This window comes from Burkholderia sp. RS01, from assembly GCF_039748055.1.
GTDB lineage: Bacteria > Actinomycetota > Actinomycetes > Actinomycetales > Micrococcaceae > Arthrobacter.
The window spans coordinates 124083-140731 of the sequence record NZ_JBDLAK010000011.1; the positions used below are offsets into that span (position 1 = coordinate 124083).

General features: G+C 66.5%; 17 protein-coding genes. 12 read left to right on the forward strand and 5 right to left on the reverse strand.

Annotated elements, in window-relative coordinates:
• The first annotated feature begins 7 nt into the window (after positions 1-7).
• From ABFP37_RS12235 to ABFP37_RS12250, 4 genes are all read left to right on the forward strand, one after another.
• On the forward strand, positions 8-1045 hold the full coding sequence (locus ABFP37_RS12235) for a sugar ABC transporter permease (RefSeq protein ID WP_078029161.1): 1038 nt from the start codon (positions 8-10) through the stop codon (positions 1043-1045).
• Positions 1042-1932, forward strand: a complete 891-nt coding sequence (locus ABFP37_RS12240; protein WP_078029162.1) for a carbohydrate ABC transporter permease — start codon at positions 1042-1044, stop codon at positions 1930-1932. Before ABFP37_RS12235 ends, ABFP37_RS12240 begins: the two co-directional genes overlap by 4 nt.
• Positions 1929-2195: a hypothetical protein gene (locus ABFP37_RS12245; RefSeq protein ID WP_078029163.1), complete on the forward strand. Its 267-nt coding sequence runs from the start codon at positions 1929-1931 to the stop codon at positions 2193-2195. The genes ABFP37_RS12240 and ABFP37_RS12245 overlap by 4 nt, the downstream gene beginning before the upstream one ends.
• 81 nt (positions 2196-2276) lie before the next feature.
• Positions 2277-3329 carry a LacI family DNA-binding transcriptional regulator gene (locus ABFP37_RS12250; protein WP_078029164.1) on the forward strand — a complete coding sequence of 351 codons (1053 nt, stop codon included), beginning with the start codon at positions 2277-2279 and terminating at the stop codon, positions 3327-3329.
• 92 nt (positions 3330-3421) lie between these two features.
• Here the strand turns inward: ABFP37_RS12250 and ABFP37_RS12255 are convergent, their stop codons facing one another.
• Together ABFP37_RS12255 and ABFP37_RS12260 are read right to left on the reverse strand one after the other, a co-directional pair.
• On the reverse strand, positions 3422-4321 hold the full coding sequence (locus ABFP37_RS12255) for a hypothetical protein (RefSeq protein ID WP_078029165.1): 900 nt from the start codon (positions 4319-4321) through the stop codon (positions 3422-3424).
• A gap of 33 nt (positions 4322-4354) precedes the next feature.
• A complete protein-coding gene (locus ABFP37_RS12260; protein ID WP_078029166.1) occupies positions 4355-5161 on the reverse strand; it encodes an exodeoxyribonuclease III in 807 nt (268 codons plus the stop codon).
• A gap of 153 nt (positions 5162-5314) precedes the next feature.
• On the opposite strand from ABFP37_RS12260, the gene ABFP37_RS12265 reads away from it, so the two are divergent.
• From ABFP37_RS12265 to ABFP37_RS12290, 6 genes are all read left to right on the forward strand, one after another.
• A complete protein-coding gene (locus tag ABFP37_RS12265) occupies positions 5315-6814 on the forward strand; it encodes a CoA-acylating methylmalonate-semialdehyde dehydrogenase (protein ID WP_078029167.1) in 1500 nt (499 codons plus the stop codon).
• Positions 6814-7917 (forward strand): enoyl-CoA hydratase/isomerase family protein, encoded by a 1104-nt coding sequence (locus tag ABFP37_RS12270; protein WP_078029168.1) that lies wholly within the window; start codon positions 6814-6816, stop codon positions 7915-7917. The genes ABFP37_RS12265 and ABFP37_RS12270 overlap by 1 nt, the downstream gene beginning before the upstream one ends.
• Positions 7910-8866, forward strand: coding sequence for a 3-hydroxyisobutyrate dehydrogenase (gene mmsB / locus ABFP37_RS12275; protein WP_078029169.1), 957 nt, complete (start codon positions 7910-7912; stop codon positions 8864-8866). Before ABFP37_RS12270 ends, mmsB begins: the two co-directional genes overlap by 8 nt.
• Before the next feature lie 39 nt (positions 8867-8905).
• Positions 8906-9685 (forward strand): enoyl-CoA hydratase, encoded by a 780-nt coding sequence (locus ABFP37_RS12280; protein ID WP_078029170.1) that lies wholly within the window; start codon positions 8906-8908, stop codon positions 9683-9685.
• A 2-nt stretch (positions 9686-9687) separates the two neighbouring features.
• On the forward strand, positions 9688-10503 hold the full coding sequence (locus ABFP37_RS12285; protein WP_347033759.1) for a CPBP family glutamic-type intramembrane protease: 816 nt from the start codon (positions 9688-9690) through the stop codon (positions 10501-10503).
• A gap of 176 nt (positions 10504-10679) precedes the next feature.
• Positions 10680-10943, forward strand: coding sequence for a hypothetical protein (locus ABFP37_RS12290; RefSeq protein WP_078029263.1), 264 nt, complete (start codon positions 10680-10682; stop codon positions 10941-10943).
• Between the two features lie 88 nt (positions 10944-11031).
• Here ABFP37_RS12290 and ABFP37_RS12295 read toward each other — a convergent pair whose 3' ends face one another.
• Positions 11032-11442, reverse strand: coding sequence for a metalloregulator ArsR/SmtB family transcription factor (locus ABFP37_RS12295; protein ID WP_347033729.1), 411 nt, complete (start codon positions 11440-11442; stop codon positions 11032-11034).
• 699 nt (positions 11443-12141) lie between these two features.
• On the opposite strand from ABFP37_RS12295, the gene ABFP37_RS12300 reads away from it, so the two are divergent.
• Positions 12142-12816, forward strand: coding sequence for a PAS and ANTAR domain-containing protein (locus tag ABFP37_RS12300; protein WP_078029264.1), 675 nt, complete (start codon positions 12142-12144; stop codon positions 12814-12816).
• 29 nt (positions 12817-12845) lie between these two features.
• On the opposite strand, the gene ABFP37_RS12305 is transcribed toward ABFP37_RS12300, so the two are convergent.
• On the reverse strand, positions 12846-13352 hold the full coding sequence (locus ABFP37_RS12305; protein ID WP_078029174.1) for a MarR family transcriptional regulator: 507 nt from the start codon (positions 13350-13352) through the stop codon (positions 12846-12848).
• Positions 13353-13355: 3 nt separating this feature from the next.
• The gene (locus ABFP37_RS12310) at positions 13356-15173 is read right to left on the reverse strand and encodes an AMP-binding protein (RefSeq protein ID WP_347033730.1); all 1818 of its coding nucleotides are present in this window, start codon (positions 15171-15173) and stop codon (positions 13356-13358) included.
• A 101-nt stretch (positions 15174-15274) separates the two neighbouring features.
• On the opposite strand from ABFP37_RS12310, the gene ABFP37_RS12315 reads away from it, so the two are divergent.
• Positions 15275-16501, forward strand: coding sequence for an acyl-CoA dehydrogenase family protein (locus ABFP37_RS12315; protein ID WP_347033731.1), 1227 nt, complete (start codon positions 15275-15277; stop codon positions 16499-16501).
• The last annotated feature ends 148 nt before the right edge of the window (positions 16502-16649 follow it).

The window sequence follows — 16649 nt, forward strand, 5'->3', positions numbered from 1 at the left end:
GTCTGCCATGGCAACCGAAGTAGGCCCGACGCCGGTCAAGGCACCGGCGTCGGGCGGTACCCCGATTCACCACGGGCCCAAGGGTGTTGGTGAGGACAACAAGATCCTGAGCCAGGGCAGGTGGGCCTCTTGGCTCCTTGCCCCCACCATCATCGCGTTGGGCATTGTGATCGTTTACCCGATCATCAGCGCCATCGTGATGTCCTTCCAAAAGGACGCCGGGCTCGACCCGGCCACCGGCCTCTTCACCGCCGGCGGCCCTGCGGGTGTCCAGAACTACGTGAATTGGCTGGCGCAGCAGTGCGCTGCCCCGGCCGGCGGAACCGTCGCCTGCCCTCCGGGAACCCTGGGCGCCCAGTTCTGGTCGGCCACCGCCACCACGTTCTTCTTCACGGTGGTCACCGTTACGCTCGAGACGGTCCTGGGCTTCTGGATGGCCATGATCATGGCCCGGACCTTCAAGGGCCGCAGCCTGGTCCGCGCGGCAGTCCTTGTGCCGTGGGCCATCCCCACGGCCGTGACGGCCAAGCTCTGGTTCTTCATCTTCGCTTTCGAAGGCATCGCCAACAAACTGTTCAACACCACTATCCTGTGGACCGGCAGCGAGTGGCCGGCGAAGTGGGCAGTGATCATCGCCGACGTCTGGAAGACAACGCCATTCATGGCGCTGCTCATCCTCGCCGGCCTGCAGATGATTCCGGCCGAGGTCTACGAGGCGGCCAAGGTGGACGGCGCCACGGCCTGGCAGCGGTTCCGGATGATTACCCTGCCGCTGGTCAAGCCGGCGCTCATGGTGGCCATCCTGTTCCGCACGCTTGACGCGCTCCGCATGTTCGACCTGCCCTACATCCTCACGGGCGGTGCCAACAACACCACCACGCTGTCGATCCTGGTGATCAACCAGATCAGGCAAGGCTTCAACTCCGCCGCGGCGTTGTCGACCATCACCTTCATCATCATCTTTCTTGTCGCTTTCATTTTTGTCCGCTTCCTCGGAGCGAACGTTGTGGAGCAAAGCGGCGCCACCGGTAAGGGGAAGAAATGACCGCCGCGACAACCGAACTGCGCGCGCAGCAGGACAGGGGCAGGAAGGCATCCCAGAACCGGGAGAAATGGGCGCAGGGCCGCACTTACATCAGCGCGGCAGTCGTCCTGATCTGGTGCCTCGCCCCGGCGTACTGGATGGTGGTGACCGCCTTCCGCGACGTCGGCTTCACCTACGACACCTCCATCCTGCCCACGCACATCACGCTGGACAATTTCAATACCGCGTTCGACACATCGTTTGGTAACCGTTTCGGCCAAGCACTGCTCAACAGCGTGTTCATTGGCGGAGTTGTCACCTTGGTGTCACTGGTCATCGGCGTGTTCGCCGCCTACGCACTGGCCCGGCTGAACTTCAAGTTCAAGTATTTGGTGCTTGGCTTCATCCTGGGTGCTTCCATGTTCCCCGGCGTTGCCCTGATCACCCCGCTGTTCCAGCTGTTCACCAACATCGGCTGGATGGGCACCTACCAGGCGCTGATCATCCCGAACATCTCGTTTGTCCTGCCGCTGACCGTTTACACCATGACCTCCTTCTTCCGCGAAATGCCGTGGGAGCTGGAGGAGTCGGCCCGTGTGGACGGTTGCACGCAGGGCCAGGCGTTCCGGAAGGTGATCATGCCGCTGGCGGCTCCGGCCATCTTCACCACTGCGATCCTGGCGTTCATTTCCTCCTGGAATGAATTCCTGATCGCCAGCCAGCTGTCCAGCGATGCGACCCAGCCGGTGACGGTGGCCATCGCCAACTTCGCCGGGGCGCAGCCTAACCAGATTCCGTACACAGCCATCATGGCGGCGGGCACCATCGTCACCATTCCGCTCGTCATTCTGGTGCTGGTGTTCCAGCGCAAGATCGTGGCCGGCCTGACGGCAGGCGCAGTCAAGTGACCGACGGAGCAGCGCCGCGTGGCGGGAAGCCGGCAGCCGGGATCGGCCACAGGCGGGTCCGCTCCGGCGAGGACTTCGACATCATCATCGGATTCCTCGGTTTCTGGGCAGTGGTGCTGCTCGTCGTCACGGTATGGATGGAGGTCACCGCCCAGCCGGCACTCGGCTGGGCGCTGGGCCTGCTGGCCACGCTGCTGGCGCTGTACGGGATGATCAGGCTGCGCAGGCGCCTTCCCGCACGCACGGCCACGCGCCGCAGCTAAGCGCCGGCCAGACTAAAATGATTGCTTGCCGCCGGGAGAACGACATGGCGGAAAACTGTACAGGGGCTTTGAGGGGACACCGTGGCGCGCACAACTGACAGGGCACAGCGCGGCGGCCACTCGGGAGTCAGCATCGAGGACGTGGCAGCGGCGGCCGGAGTGTCCACGGCCACCGTGTCCCGGGCCGTGCGCGGCCTGCCGAGGGTTTCACCGGCCACCCGGGAAAAAATTCTCGAAGTGGCCGGTGCCCTCGGGTACGTGGCGTCGTCGTCGGCGTCTGGCCTGGCCACCGGCCGCACCAAGACCATCGGCGTGCTGGCGCCCTTTGTGAGCCGCTGGTTCTTCTCCAAAGCCATCGAGGGCGCGGACCGCGAACTGCACGCGCGGCAGTACAACCTGTCCCTGTTTAACCTGGGGGGCCACGGCAGCCACCGAGAGCGGCTCTTCAGCAAAACCATGGTCTACAAGCAGATCGACGCGCTGCTGGTCCTGTGTATGGCACTCACGCACGAGGAACTCGAACACCTGCAGAAGATCGAGATCCCCCTGGTGGTGGTGGGCGGGCACGTAGAGGAATGCGCCTACATCGGCATCGACGACTACGCCGCCGCTTCCACCGCCGTCAAGCACCTGATCGACCTCGGCCACCGCGATATTGCGCTGCTCCACGGGGACGACGAAACCGACCTAAACTTCGACGTTCCGCGCGTCCGCATCCTGGCGTTCCAGGACGTGATGACTGCGGCGGGACTTGAGGTCCGTCCGGAGTGGGACGAGTGGGGCGATTTCACCGTCCGCAGCGGCCAGGAGGCGTTCCGGCGGCTGTGGGGCCAGCCGGGAACCAAGCCGACCGCCATCTTCTGTGCCTCCGACGAAATGGCCATGGGGGTCATCTTCGAAGCGCACCGCGTGGGCGTCCGAATTCCCGAGGACCTGTCCGTGATAGGGATCGACGACCACGACTTCTCCGACGCCGTGGGCCTGACCACCGTGGGGCAGCGGCCCGACGAGCAGGCCGAACTGGCCACCAAAATGCTGCTGGACGAGCTGGTGGGGATGACCGGCTCCGTGCGCTCCGCCGTCGCGCCCCACACGCTCATCGTCAGGCGAACGACGGCGCCCCCGCGCGCCTAGCGGGCGGCAATTAGCCCGCGGGAATTAGCCCGCGACAATTACCCCGCGGCAAATTGGCGCGGCCAGTGACAGGCGGGAAGCGGAGCGCCTGGTCAGGAAGCGCGGGCCAGCTGGCGGATGGGGATCCAGCGCGAGGCGAGCCTGCGGTAGGCGGCGGCCGCGCCGGTCATGTCGCCCTCGGCGAGGCACTCGATCCCAAGCCGTACGTCCATGGGGGAGTCGTCCGGGTAGACCTTGTCCGCCACGGCTCCGTAGTCGAGTTCCACCATGGAATCCGCATGGAACAGCTCCAGCCATTCCGTGAGCTGGGTCAGGTCATCCAGCATGTCCAGGTCGGGCGCCGCCAAGGCCAGGTTTGCCACCGCGTAGCGCACCCGGTCCAGGGCCTCGGATATGGTCGCCCACACGCGGACGGTGAGAATCCTGCCGCCGGCCTCCACCACGTCCTGCGGGTCGGACTCCAGGAACAGCGAGAACCAGCTGAAGGGGATTCCCCACGTGGAAGCCCGGGTGTGCACGCGGGTAATGCCGTCGCGGGCGTTGACCTGGTCGATCCGCTCCTGGTGCCGGTCCCGCTGCTCCTCTGGAATCAGCAATTCGGCAAGGGGGCCGTGGATTCCTTCCATGAGCGCGTTGGCGGCCAGGCCGGCCCGCAGCACAAGCTGGCTGGGGCAATACAGCAGGGCGGCGCCGTCGGAGGTTTCCGCGCCGGACTCTTTCGCGGCGTCGCCGCCGGTGGAAATGCCCGGTGCCCGGGTGACGCGCACCAGATCGGTACGCCCTGTGGGGAACGGATCTCCGCCGGGCCGCGTGATCCGTCCCAGCGAGGCCAGCAGCTCGGCGTTTTCGACGGCGGCCCGGGAAACTGCCCGCTTCCCGGCGGCTTTGAGGGCAGCCCGCTGGTCCTCCGGGAAAGCCTCCAGCGGTTCATAGACCCGGAGCGTGGACGAGAACGGCAGCCCGGCCTGCCCCCGGTAAAGGCTTCCCGTCATGAGTGCCTGCCTGTCATCGGCGTTCAGTCCCCATCAGTCGGCCAGTTCCACGATCACGGGCGCGTGGTCCGAGGCGCCCTTGCCCTTACGTTCCTCGCGGTCGATCGAGGCTCCGGTGACACGGGCCGCAAGGGCAGGGGAGGCCAGGACGAAGTCGATCCGCATGCCTTCCTTCTTCGGGAAGCGCAGCTGCGTGTAGTCCCAGTAGGTGTAGACGCCGGGGCCGGGAGTGTGCGGCCGCACGACGTCGGAATAGCCGGCGGCCTCGAAAGCGTGGAACGCGGAGCGTTCGGGTTCACTCACGTGCGTCATGGCATTGGCACGGAAGAAGTCGATGTCCCAGACGTCGCCGTCCTGCGGCGCGATGTTCCAGTCGCCCATCAGGGCAATCTGCGCCTCGGGGTTTTCGGTGACCCAGCCGGCGGCGTGGTTCTTCAGGGACTCGAGCCACTCGAGCTTGTAGGGCATGTGTTCGTCGTCGAGCGAGCGGCCGTTGGGGACATACAGGCTCCAGACCCGGACGCCGCCGCACATGGCAGACATGGCGCGGGCCTCTTGGATGGGGTCCTTGCCCGCCTTGCCGAACACCGGCTGGTCCACAAAGGCGCGTTCCACGTCGTCGAGCCCCACCCGGGAGGCGATGGCCACGCCGTTCCACTGGCTGACGCCGTAATGCGCCACCTCGTAGCCCATCCGCTCGAACAACTCCCATGGAAAGTTGTCGTCCTTGCACTTCGTTTCCTGGATGGCGAGCACGTCGCAGTCACTGCGCTGCAGCCAGGCCTCCACACGGTCGGCGCGGGCACGGAGCGAGTTCACATTCCAGGTAGCAATCTTCACAGTTCCTAACTTACCCAACTTGGGCCGCGGGTGGATGGTGGGCGGCCGGGGTGGGGCTGCCGGCCCGGATCCCCGGACTCTGGAATTTAGTAGGAAGTCCGAGTATATTCAGCTCCAAGATGACCCGGGTCACATGCAAAGGAGCATTCCACCATGGTGCGCGAACTGTCCCACTACGTTGACGGCCGGAGGATGGAGGGCACCTCCGGAAGGTTCAGCGACGTCTATGACCCCTGCACCGGCGAGGTCCAGGCAAAACTCCCGCTGGCCAGTGCGGAGGAAGTCCGCAACATTATCTCCAGCGCGGAAAAGGCCCAGCTGGAGTGGGGTGCCATGAACCCGCAGCGCCGCGGGCGCATCCTGCTCAAGTTCGTGGACCTGGTGAACGAGAACCTGGACGAGCTGGCCCGGCTTCTCTCCTCTGAGCACGGCAAGACGGTTCCGGACGCCAAGGGGGACATCCAGCGCGGCATCGAGGTGGTGGAGTTCGCCGCCGGCGCCCCGCACCTGCTGAAGGGCGAGTTCTCGGACGACGCCGGTTCCGGCATTGACGTTCATTCCATGCGCCAGCCGCTGGGCGTGGTGGCGGGCATCACGCCGTTCAACTTCCCGGCCATGATCCCGCTCTGGAAGTCCGGCCCCGCACTGGCCGCGGGCAACGCCTTCATCCTTAAGCCCTCCGAACGGGATCCCTCCGTGCCCCTGCGCCTGGCCGAGCTCTTCACCGAGGCGGGCGTGCCGGACGGCGTGTTCAACGTGGTCAACGGGGACAAGGAAGCCGTGGATGCGCTGCTTGAGGATCCCCGCGTCAAGGCAATCGGCTTTGTGGGGTCCACGCCCATCGCCCAGTACATCTACGCCACGGCGGCTGCCCACGGCAAGCGGGCGCAGTGCTTCGGCGGCGCCAAAAACCACATGGTGATCATGCCGGACGCCGATCTCGACATGGCCGCGGACGCCCTGATCGGGGCCGGCTACGGCTCCGCCGGCGAACGCTGCATGGCCATCTCGGTGGCTGTTCCGGTGGGGGAGGACACCGCGGACAGGCTTGTCTCACGGCTCCGGGAACGGATCAAGGGACTTAAGGTAGGCCATAGCCTGGACAAGGACTCCGACTTCGGGCCCGTCGTGGCGGCCGCCGCGAAGGAGCGGATCGAGGGGTATATCCAGTCCGGCGTGGACGACGGCGCCACCCTCGTGACTGACGGCCGCGGCCTCACCGTGGACGGGTACGAGGGCGGCTTCTGGGTCGGCCCCACGCTCTTCGACAACGTCACCAAGGACATGAAGATCTACAAAGAGGAGATCTTCGGCCCCGTCCTGAGTGTCCTCCGGGCTTCCGACTACGACGAAGCCCTGCGGCTCTGCAGCGAGCACGAGTTCGGCAACGGCGTGGCCATCTTCACGCGCGACGGCGATGCCGCACGCGACTTCGCCAGCCGGGTGCAGGTGGGCATGGTGGGAATCAACGTTCCGATTCCGGTGCCCATCGCCTATTACACCTTCGGCGGCTGGAAGGCCTCCGGCTTCGGGGACCTCAACCAGCACGGCGCGGACGCCTTCCGCTTCTACACCAAGACCAAGACAGTGACCACCCGCTGGCCGTCGGGCATCCGCCAGGGCGCCAGCTTCATCATGCCGGAAGGAAGCTGATGACCGGAACATCCCCCGACGCCAGCCCCGCAGACGCAGTTCCCGAGGAAGCAACACCCGAAGAAGTGCTGTTCGAGCGGCGCGGCCACCTCGGCGTGGTGACGTTGAACCGGCCCAAGGCCGTCAACGCGCTCACCGCCGGGATGGTATCGGTAATGCTCGATCAGCTGTCCGCGTGGGCGGACGACGACGCCGTGGCGGCCGTCCTGGTGCAGGGTTCCGGTGAGCGCGGACTGTGTGCGGGCGGCGACATCGTGGCGATTTACCGGGACATGCTCGCGGGCGGGGACGAAACGGCCGGATTCTGGGAGGCCGAATACCGGCTTAATTCGCTCATTGCGCGCTACCCGAAGCCTTACGTGGCGTTCATGGACGGGCTGGTGCTGGGCGGCGGTGTGGGCATCTCGGCCCACGGTTCCGTCCGCATCGTCACCGAACGCACCCGGATGGGCATGCCCGAGACCACCATCGGATTCGTCCCCGACGTCGGCGGCACTCTGCTGCTCTCCCGCTCGCCGGGGGAGTCGGGCACCCATGCTGCACTGACGGGGGCGCACCTGAGCGGCGCCGATGCGGTGTTCCTGGGGCTCGCGGACCACTTCGTTCCGTCCCAACGGCTCGCCGACCTTGCGGCGGCGCTGGAAACCGAAACCGCGGAAGCCGCCGTCGGGCGCTTTTCCGGCCCGGCTCCCGCCTCGGGGCTGGAGGCGCAGCGGGACTGGATCGACGCCTGCTACGCCGCGGATGACGCCGAGGAGATCGTCCGCCGGCTGCGAGCGGCGGGCGGCGAGGCCGCGGAGGCTGCGGACACCATTGAGGCGAAATCGCCCACGGCCGTCAAGGTGGCTCTGGAATCGCTGCGCCGGGTCAGGGGGCTGAGCCTCGACGAAACGCTCGCCCAGGAGTACCGCGTGGGTCTGCACTGCCTGGCCGGCCCGGATTTCCGTGAGGGAATCCGTGCGCAGGTGGTGGACAAGGACCGCAACCCGAACTGGCGGCCGGCCACGCTCTCGGAAGTGCGCGCGGACGACGTCGAGAGGTACTTTGCGCCGTTGGGGGACAGGGAGCTGGTTCTTTTGGAGAAGGAGACGGGTCATGCCTGAGGATGCAACGCCGGACGTAGCCGCAGACGATTCCGCGGCCAGGAAGGAACACATCGCCTTCCTCGGGCTGGGCCACATGGGCGGACCCATGGTCGTCAACTTGGTCAAGGCTGGTTATCCGGTCACCGGGTACGACGTCGTGCCGGCGGCGGTCGAAGCCGCCCGGGAGCACGGCATACCCGTCGCCGCCAGCGCCAGCGAAGCCGTCGCCGGGGCCGACGTGGTGCTCACCATGTTCCCGAGCGGGCAGCATGTGCTGGACGCATACCTCGGCGCGGAGGGCCGGCCCGGGCTGCTCGCCGCCGCCGGCCCGGACACCATGTTCCTGGACTGCTCCACCATCAACGTGGACGAGGCCAGGGAAGCGGCCAGGCTGGCCCTCGACGCCGGGCATCGCTCCGTGGACGCGCCGGTCTCCGGCGGCGTTGTCGGCGCGGAGGCCGGCACCCTGACGTTCATGGTGGGCGCACTGCCGGAGGACTTTGAGGCGGTGCGCCCCATGCTGGACGTGATGGGCAAGCGCGCAGTCCTCTGCGGGGAGCACGGCGCGGGCCAGGCGGCGAAGATCTGCAACAACCTCATCCTGGGCGTGTCCATGATCGCCGTGAGCGAGGCGTTCGTCCTGGGCGAGAAGCTGGGCCTGACGCATCAGGCGCTGTTCGACGTCGCCTCCGCGGCGTCCGGCCAGTGCTGGGCACTGACCACCAACTGCCCCGTGCCGGGACCTGTGCCCACCAGTCCGGCCAACCGGGACTATCAGCCCGGATTCGCCGGGGCCCTGATGGCGAAGGACCTGAAGCTGGCCCTAAATGCCGTCCAGAGCACAGGCGTGGCAGCCCGGATGGGCCCGCTGGCCTCCGAAATTTACGATGCCTTTGCCGCTGAGGGCGGCGCCGGGCGCGACTTTTCCGGCATCATCACCGACATCCGGGACAAGTCCGGAAAGTAGTCTTGGATTCAGGACCAACCAACCACGTGAGGAACACGGATGACGCACGAGTACGGGAACATTCTGGTGGAGCGCCGGGGGCGCGTCGGCCTCGTAACCCTGAACCGGCCCGAGGCACTGAACGCCCTCAACAAGGCGACCCTGGATGAGCTCGTCGCCGCGGTCACGGCCATGGACACGGATCCGGGCGTGGGCGCCGTGGTGATCGCGGGGTCGGGCAAGGCGTTCGCCGCCGGCGCCGACATCAAGGAAATGGCCTCCCAGGGCTACATGGAGATGTACGACGCCGATTGGTTCCGCGGGTGGGAGGACCTCACCCGGCTTCGTATTCCACTGATCGCCGCCGTGTCCGGCTTTGCCCTGGGCGGGGGCTGCGAACTGGCCATGATGTGCGATTTCATCATCGCCGGAGACAACGCCAAGTTCGGCCAGCCCGAAATCAACCTGGGGGTTCTTCCGGGGATGGGCGGCTCCCAGCGGCTCACCCGAGCCGTGGGAAAGGCCAAAGCCATGGACATGATCCTGACCGGCCGGTTCATCGACGCGGATGAGGCGGAGCGCTGCGGGCTGGTGGCCAGGGTGGTGCCGGCCGGGGACACGGTGGAGGAGGCCCTGAAGGCCGCCGAAGTGATCGCGTCCAAGTCCAAGCCTGCGGCCATGCTGGCCAAGGAGGCAGTCAACGCGGCCTTCGAGACCGGGCTGGCGCAGGGCGTGCTGTTCGAGCGCCGCCTGTTCCATTCGCTCTTCGCCACCGAGGACCAGAAGGAAGGCATGGCAGCTTTCACCGAGAAGCGCCAGCCGGAGTTCAGGCACCGGTGAGCATGCCCCTGGCCGTGCAGCGCACTGTCAGGGGGACATCCCTGCGCATTATCCCGGCCGCGATGCTGTCGCTGTCCGGCTTCCTCCTGTTCGGGCTGGAGCAGGGCGCTCCCGGATACGCCCTGCTGGCGGCCTCGCTGCTCCTGGCCGCCTTGCTGGACAGGATATTGCTCCGGGACCTGGCGCTGATTGCTGCGGGAGTCGTCGCCATCAGCGCCGTGCCGGTCACCACGGACGTCAGCACGTCCCACATGCTCGTCATGGGATCCGCGATGATTCTGGCCGTCGGGATCCCCTACGCCGTTTCACGATTCGTCACCAGGGAGCACTCGGTGGTCTTCCCGGTCCGGACCGGGAAGAAGTGGACCCGGGCCGAGAAATGGTATCTGCCGGCCGTGGTGGTGATGGGCTACGCCCTGCTGCCCGTGTACATGATCAGGACCGGCGTCTACATGAACTGGCCGGCCGTGCATGACCCCGAAGGCATTGCCCGCCTCTTCGTGGGCACCAACGCCCTGGGCATTTGGGACGAGCTGTTTTTCATCTGCACCACGTTCGCACTGCTCCGGAGGCACCTGCCCGACTGGCAGGCCAACCTGCTGCAGGCCGTCCTGTTCACATCATTTCTGTGGGAACTGGGATTCCGGTCCTGGGCGCCGCTGTTCATCTACCCGTTCGCCCTCCTGCAGGCACGCATCTTCACGGTCACCAAGTCGCTGTCCTACATCGTCAGTGTCCACCTGCTCTTCGACTTCGTGCTGTTCCTGGTGCTGCTCCACGCCCACAACCGCGCATGGATCGACATTTTTCTGTACTAGGGCAGGCCGCCGAGGGGCCGCTGATCGAGCCTGTCGAGATCCCGCCCGTTTCCGCAGGCTGTTGGCCGTCGGGATTTCACCTGCCGTTAAGCGCGGTGCTCTAGCCTTGCACTTCAAGCAACTGGGCGGATCCGGTGACCGGCCGAACCGGCAACTGTGCGGGAAGGGAAACGATCGTGGACAATATTGCTGCTGTACTGGGACGGCTTACCGCGGATGAACTCGAGGAAATCCACGCTGCGGGGCCCCACGGCCACCTCACCCGCCGGATCGTTGAGGCGCTTGATCGCGCTGCGGGCGGGCCGGGATCCGGGCGGGGTTACTACGTGCCGGCGGGAAGCGTCAGCGGGACCGGAAGCCCGCACCTGGTCCTGCGGAGCGACGTCGCGGCGTGGCTCTTCGGGTCGCCAGCGACGGCGGCCGTGGCAAATCCGGTCTGACGCGCTGACACGGTCCCTCCGAGGCTCCGCCCCGGCGCCGTTCCCGGGCGCTGGCTAGTGCGCTGGCCTTAGCGGTGGCACGCAGCGGCTAGAGAGCCGCCGCTCGTCGGCTGCTGGTGCCGGCGGTGGCACGCCGGGCCACTGACGGCAAATTGCCGGTCTGGAAGCCGCCAGCCGGAGGATTTCCGCTGGTCTGGAGGACTGTGCCAAGGAGGCCCCGCGCTGCGTCGAGAACCTCGCTCACGTCCGAGCAGGAGAGTTCGTAGAAGAGGCGGCCGTCCTTCCGCGACGGGACGACCAGGCGCTGGCGGCGGAGAATGCCCAGGTGCTGGGACAGGTTCGATGCCTCAAGGCCCGTCCCGTCCCGCAGGCGGCTAACTGCAACCGGACCGTCAGCCATCATCTCCAGAATCAGGATTCGCGCGGGATGACCCATGGATTTGAACAGCTCAGCCTTCACCTCCGTCTGGATCACACCCTCTGGCATGTCATCCGTCATGGGATTCCTTCCGCTGAATTCCTGGTTCCGGCGCCGATAAATGTCTTCTGGTTCCAAGTATAGAGACAGAACGGTCTGTCTCGAGATATCACCCAATCCGTGCTCTGCAACATGTCGGCACGCCCCGCGGCCGGGCTGCTCGCCGCCCCGTCTTCGGCGCGGACAAGGCTTGCCAAGAGCGCCTCGGCTAGTTCACAATTTCATAAATTCATCAATTCGAACCCCGGGACATCTGCGGGGTTACGGTGCGGAGAACTTCAACTGTCCCCTGTGACGATGGCGTCGCGGGAGGACTGGGTGATCCTTGGATCCAGGAGGACTTTATGGCTGGCATGTTCGAACTTTTCATCGACTCAGACGCTTCTTTCAGATTTCAGCTCACTGCACCGGACGGGACCGTGATGGCAGTTTCCCGGGCGTTTCCGAGCAAGGCAGCCGCGGTGGAAGGTATCGCTGCCGTTCGCGAATACGCCGGCATGGGCCACGTGCGGGAGTTGCCCGAAGCGCCCGCGGAACGCCGGGCCGCACATCGCCCGGCAGCGGTGATGGGCGGAGCTGTCCGGCGGGTCCAGCCCGTCCGGCCCGAATTGCGGCCTTCCTGCAAGGATTCCGTTCCTCCCCTTTCGCTGGCGACGTCTTTCGTTCGGTATCCCGCCGGTGCCCGGGGATGAGCTGGCAGAGGGCGCCGAAGTTGCCCCGATGAACATGCCGAAGACGGTCCGGACCTACTCGAGTGCGCTCGGGGAGGCAGAGTGTGCCGCCGGCACGTTCCGCTACGATGCTGCCACGCAGCGGCTGGACTGGTCGGATGAGCTCTACGCCCTTCACGGATACAGCCGCGGGGAGATCGTTCCAACGCTCGATCTGCTCCTCTCCCACAAACACCCGGAGGACAGGGACCGCTGCCAGGACATCTTTGCGTCTGCCTGCGCCTCGGGAGGGTACTTCTGCAGTTACCACCGCCTCATCGACGCCCGCCTGCGCGAGCACCGGGTCCTGACGGCGGGGGAGGCGCTGGTGGAGGCCGGGACCCTGCGGGTTGTTGACGGGTTCATCATCGACCTCACCAGCACCATGCACTGGGAGACAGAGCGCGCGTCCCGGGAAGCCGTGGCGGGAGCCATCGGCACGCGGAGCACCATAGAACAGGCGAAGGGAATCCTGATGGGGGCCCTGCGCATCCGCTCCGACGCCGCGTTCCAACTGCTTGCCACCTACAGCCAGCAAACCAACATCAAAGTGGCCAGCACCGCCGCCGACCTCGTGCAGTTGGCGAATAATCCGCAGCAGCACGCACTGCTCCGCACGTTCATCGACGAGCTGCACCGCCCCTCCGAACTCCAGCCGGGGAGAGACTCCGTTCCCGGCCGCTAGCCCGTTTGCGGGGCGCTAGTCCAGAGAGGTCATTCGGAGAAGTCACCGGCTCCCCGGCGGAAGTCACCGAGGATGCGGATTAGCTGGTCAACATCACGGTCTGCGAAGCCGGACTGGCTGAACACTTCGGTGTTGAGCACCGCCGTCGCGCTTTTCGCAAGGGTGCGCCCCTCGGCGGTGAGCTCGATCAGCGTGGTGCGACCGTCCGTGGGGTGTGGCGAACGGGCCACCAGCCCGGCCTTTTCGAGGCGGTCGACGGCGTTGGTCACCGAGGTGGGGTGGACCTGAAGCAGGGCGCTCGCCTTGTTCATGGGCAGCGCGCCGCTCCGGGCGAAGCTGAGCAGCGCCAGAAGTTCGTAGCGTGCAAACGTCAGGCCGAAGGGTTTCAGGGCGCCCTCGATCCGGGCCAGGAGAATCTGCTGGGTGCGCATGATCGCCGTGATGGCGGCCATCGGCGCGGCGACGTCCCCCCAGCCGTGGCGCTCCCAGTTGCGCTGCGCATCGGCAATGGGATCGCGGGGCAGCGGCGAGTTCATGGCTCAGCCCTGGCTTTTCAGGCCCGGGAAATCCGCTTCCGAATATTCCCTCCCGAGGCTGGCCTGAACCGCACTCCCGGACGCTCCGGCCGCGCCGGAGGCCGCGTCGGAGGCCGCGTGGGCGGGGCCGGGGGCCGCGGCGCCGGACTCCGCCGGGCCGTGCCGGAGCTCCTCGCTGTGCCGCAGTTCAACGCGCCGGATCTTGCCGGAAATGGTCTTCGGCAGCTCGGCGAATTCGATCCGCCGGATGCGCTTGAACGGTGCCAGGTGCTCGCGGCAGTAGCGCAGGATCTCCTCGGCCAGCTCCGGCCCGGGCTCATGGCCGGCAGCGAGGACCACGAACGCCTTGGGCACGGAGAGCTTGAGCGGGTCAGGGGACGGGACCACGGCGGCCTCCGCCACGGCTGGATGCTCAATCAGGACACTCTCAAGCTCGAACGGGGACAGCCGGTAGTCGGAGGACTTGAAGACGTCGTCGTCGCGGCCCACGTAGGTGATGATGCCGCGCTCGTCCCGGCTGGCCATGTCGCCCGTGTGGTAGTAGCCGCCACGGAAGGCGTCCGCCGTCTTCTCCGGATCCCCGTAGTAGGACTTCATCAGGCCCACGGGCCGCGGCTCCAGGCGCAAGCAGAGTTCGCCGTCGTCGGATTCCTCCCCGGTGGCAGGGTCAACCAGCACCACGTCATACCCCGGGAGGGGCTGGCCCATGGCGCCGATCTTCACCGGCTGTCCGGGCGTGTTGGCCACCTGCACCGTGGTCTCGGTCTGCCCGAAGCCGTCTCGGATCGTCTGGCCCCAGGCGCGCTGGACCTGCCCGATCACCTCGGCGTTGAGCGGCTCGCCCGCGGACACCACCTTCGTGGGCGGGTTCTGGAGGAGCGTGAGGTCAGCCTGGATGAGCATCCGCCAGACCGTTGGCGGGGCGCAGAAACTGGTGACCTTCTCGCGGTCCATCTGCTCCATCAGGGCGCGGGCGTCGAAGCGGTCGTAGTTGTAGATGAACACGCAGGCCTCCGCGATCCACGGCGTGAACACGTTGGACCAGGCGTGCTTGGCCCAGCCCGGGGATGCCACGTTGAGGTGGACGTCGCCGGGCTCCAGGCCGATCCAATACATCGTGGACAGGTGGCCCACGGGATAGGACGTGTGCGTGTGCTCCACGAGCTTGGCCTTGGATGTGGTCCCGGAGGTGAAATACAGGAGCAGCGTCTCGTCGGCCTTGGTCGGGGCGTCCGGAGTGAACTCCGCCGGGGCCGCCGCGGACTCCGTGTACCGGAAGGCATCCGGGGCCGCGTCCGCTGCGGAGGGCCCGGCGTCGCCGATTTCAATGAGCTTGTAATCGCCGGGAACCGCGGCGAATTTGGCGATGTTGGCGCTGCCGACGGCGGCCCAGCCCGCTTCGCCGCGCTCCACGCGGTCCTTCAGGTCGGCCGGGCCCATGAGCGTGGTGGTGGGGATGAGTACGATGCCTAGCTTGATGCCGGCCAGCATGAGTTCCCACAGCTCCACCTGGTTGCCCAGCATGATGATCATGCGGTCGCCTCGTTTCACACCCTGGCCGCGGAGCCAGTTGGCCACCTGGTTCGAGCGCGCCGATAACTCGGCGAAACTGCGGCGCGTCGCCGAGCCGTCCTGCTCGACGATCACCAGCGCCGGGTTGCTCCCCGTGGCCGGATCAGCCGCAATGGCGTCGAACCAGTCGAGCGCGAAGTTGAACTCCTCCAGCCGCGGCCACTCGAAGGTGCTCCTCGCCTGGCTGTAGTCATGGCGCAGGGCGAGCAGGTGGTCGCGTGCGGCACGGAAGTCGTCGGTGACTGTCATGGGGCACCTTTCGCCTTTGGAATCCACGTCCTAGTGATCCACATCACTGTGCAATATACTAGGACATCCAAGGGTTTGGAAGAGCGAAGGGATCTATGCCCGTGCAGCCACAAAGACGTGACAGCGGACAATCAACCGAAACGGCGGCCGCCGGTACCGACGCAGCCGCGCCGCCTTTTCCGGACGCGGACCTCATGTACATCGCGGACCTGCTGCCTGCCGGGGAGCGGCAGCGCTACCTCGACACGAGGGAGTTCCTGCAGTCCCGGGTACGTGCCCAGTCCATCGACTACTGGAACCGCGAGGAGTTCCCCTTCGGGCTGCTGGCCGAGATGGGCAAGCGCGGGCTCGGCGGGCTGCAGACGGACGGCACCTCCAAGCTCTTCAAGGGCCTCATGTACGTGGAAGTGGCCCGGGCCGACGTGTCGCTGTCGGCGCTGGTGGGCATCCACAACGAACTCATCGTGGGCATGATCAACGAGCTTGGCTCCGAGGAACAAAAGCGCCGGTGGTTGCCCGGCCTGACTGCCTTCACCCAGCTGGGTGCCTTTGCGCTCACGGAGCCGGACCACGGTTCCGACATCGCCGGCGGCCTGGCCACCACCGCCCGGCTCGAGAACGGCGAATGGGTGATCAACGGCGCCAAGCGGTGGATCGGGGCCGGCACCATTGCGGACTTTGCCCTGGTGTGGGCCCGCGATGTGGCCGATCAGCAGATCAAAGGCTTCATCGTGGAGACGGACCGCCCGGGCTATGTTGCAACGAAGATCGCCAACAAGATCGGGCTGCGGATCATGCAGAACGCGGACATCGTGCTCGATGACGTCCGGATCCCGGAGGCAAACCTGCTCCCCGGCGCCACCGATTTCTCCAAAGCCAACGAGCTCCTGCGGGATTCGCGTGCCTGGGTGGGCTGGCAAGGTGCCGGGATCCAGCTGGCCGCGTTCGACGTCGCCCGTTCCTATTCGCTGCAGCGCAAACAGTTCGGCAGGGAACTGGCCCGCTTCCAGCTGGTCCAGCAGCAGCTTTCCGAGATCCTGGGCAATGCGTCCGCCTCGCTGGCACTGATGGTTCAGCTGGCCCGGATACAGGAGGACGGCAAGCTGGAAATGGCGCAGGCCGCCATGGCCAAGGCCACCACCACCAGGCTCGCGCGCGCCTCCGTGGCCATGGGACGTTCCCTGCTGGGCGGCAACGGCATCAGCAGCGACTTCGAGATGGGCAAGCTGTTCGGTGACGCCGAGATCCTTTACACCTACGAGGGCAGCTACGAGATCAACTCGCTGATCGTGGCCCGGGCCGTGACGGGGAAATCGGCCTTCGTATAGAGCCGCCGTGCTGGCTGGGGGCGCCACGGCTCCTTGGCGCGGTGCGGCGGGGCAGTTTTGCACCATTTTCCTGCCGGGACCGGTGCACGAGGGTTGGAATTCCGCGGGCTGACCCGGACAGGTCGCGGGGTCGTGGCGGCAAAGCGGT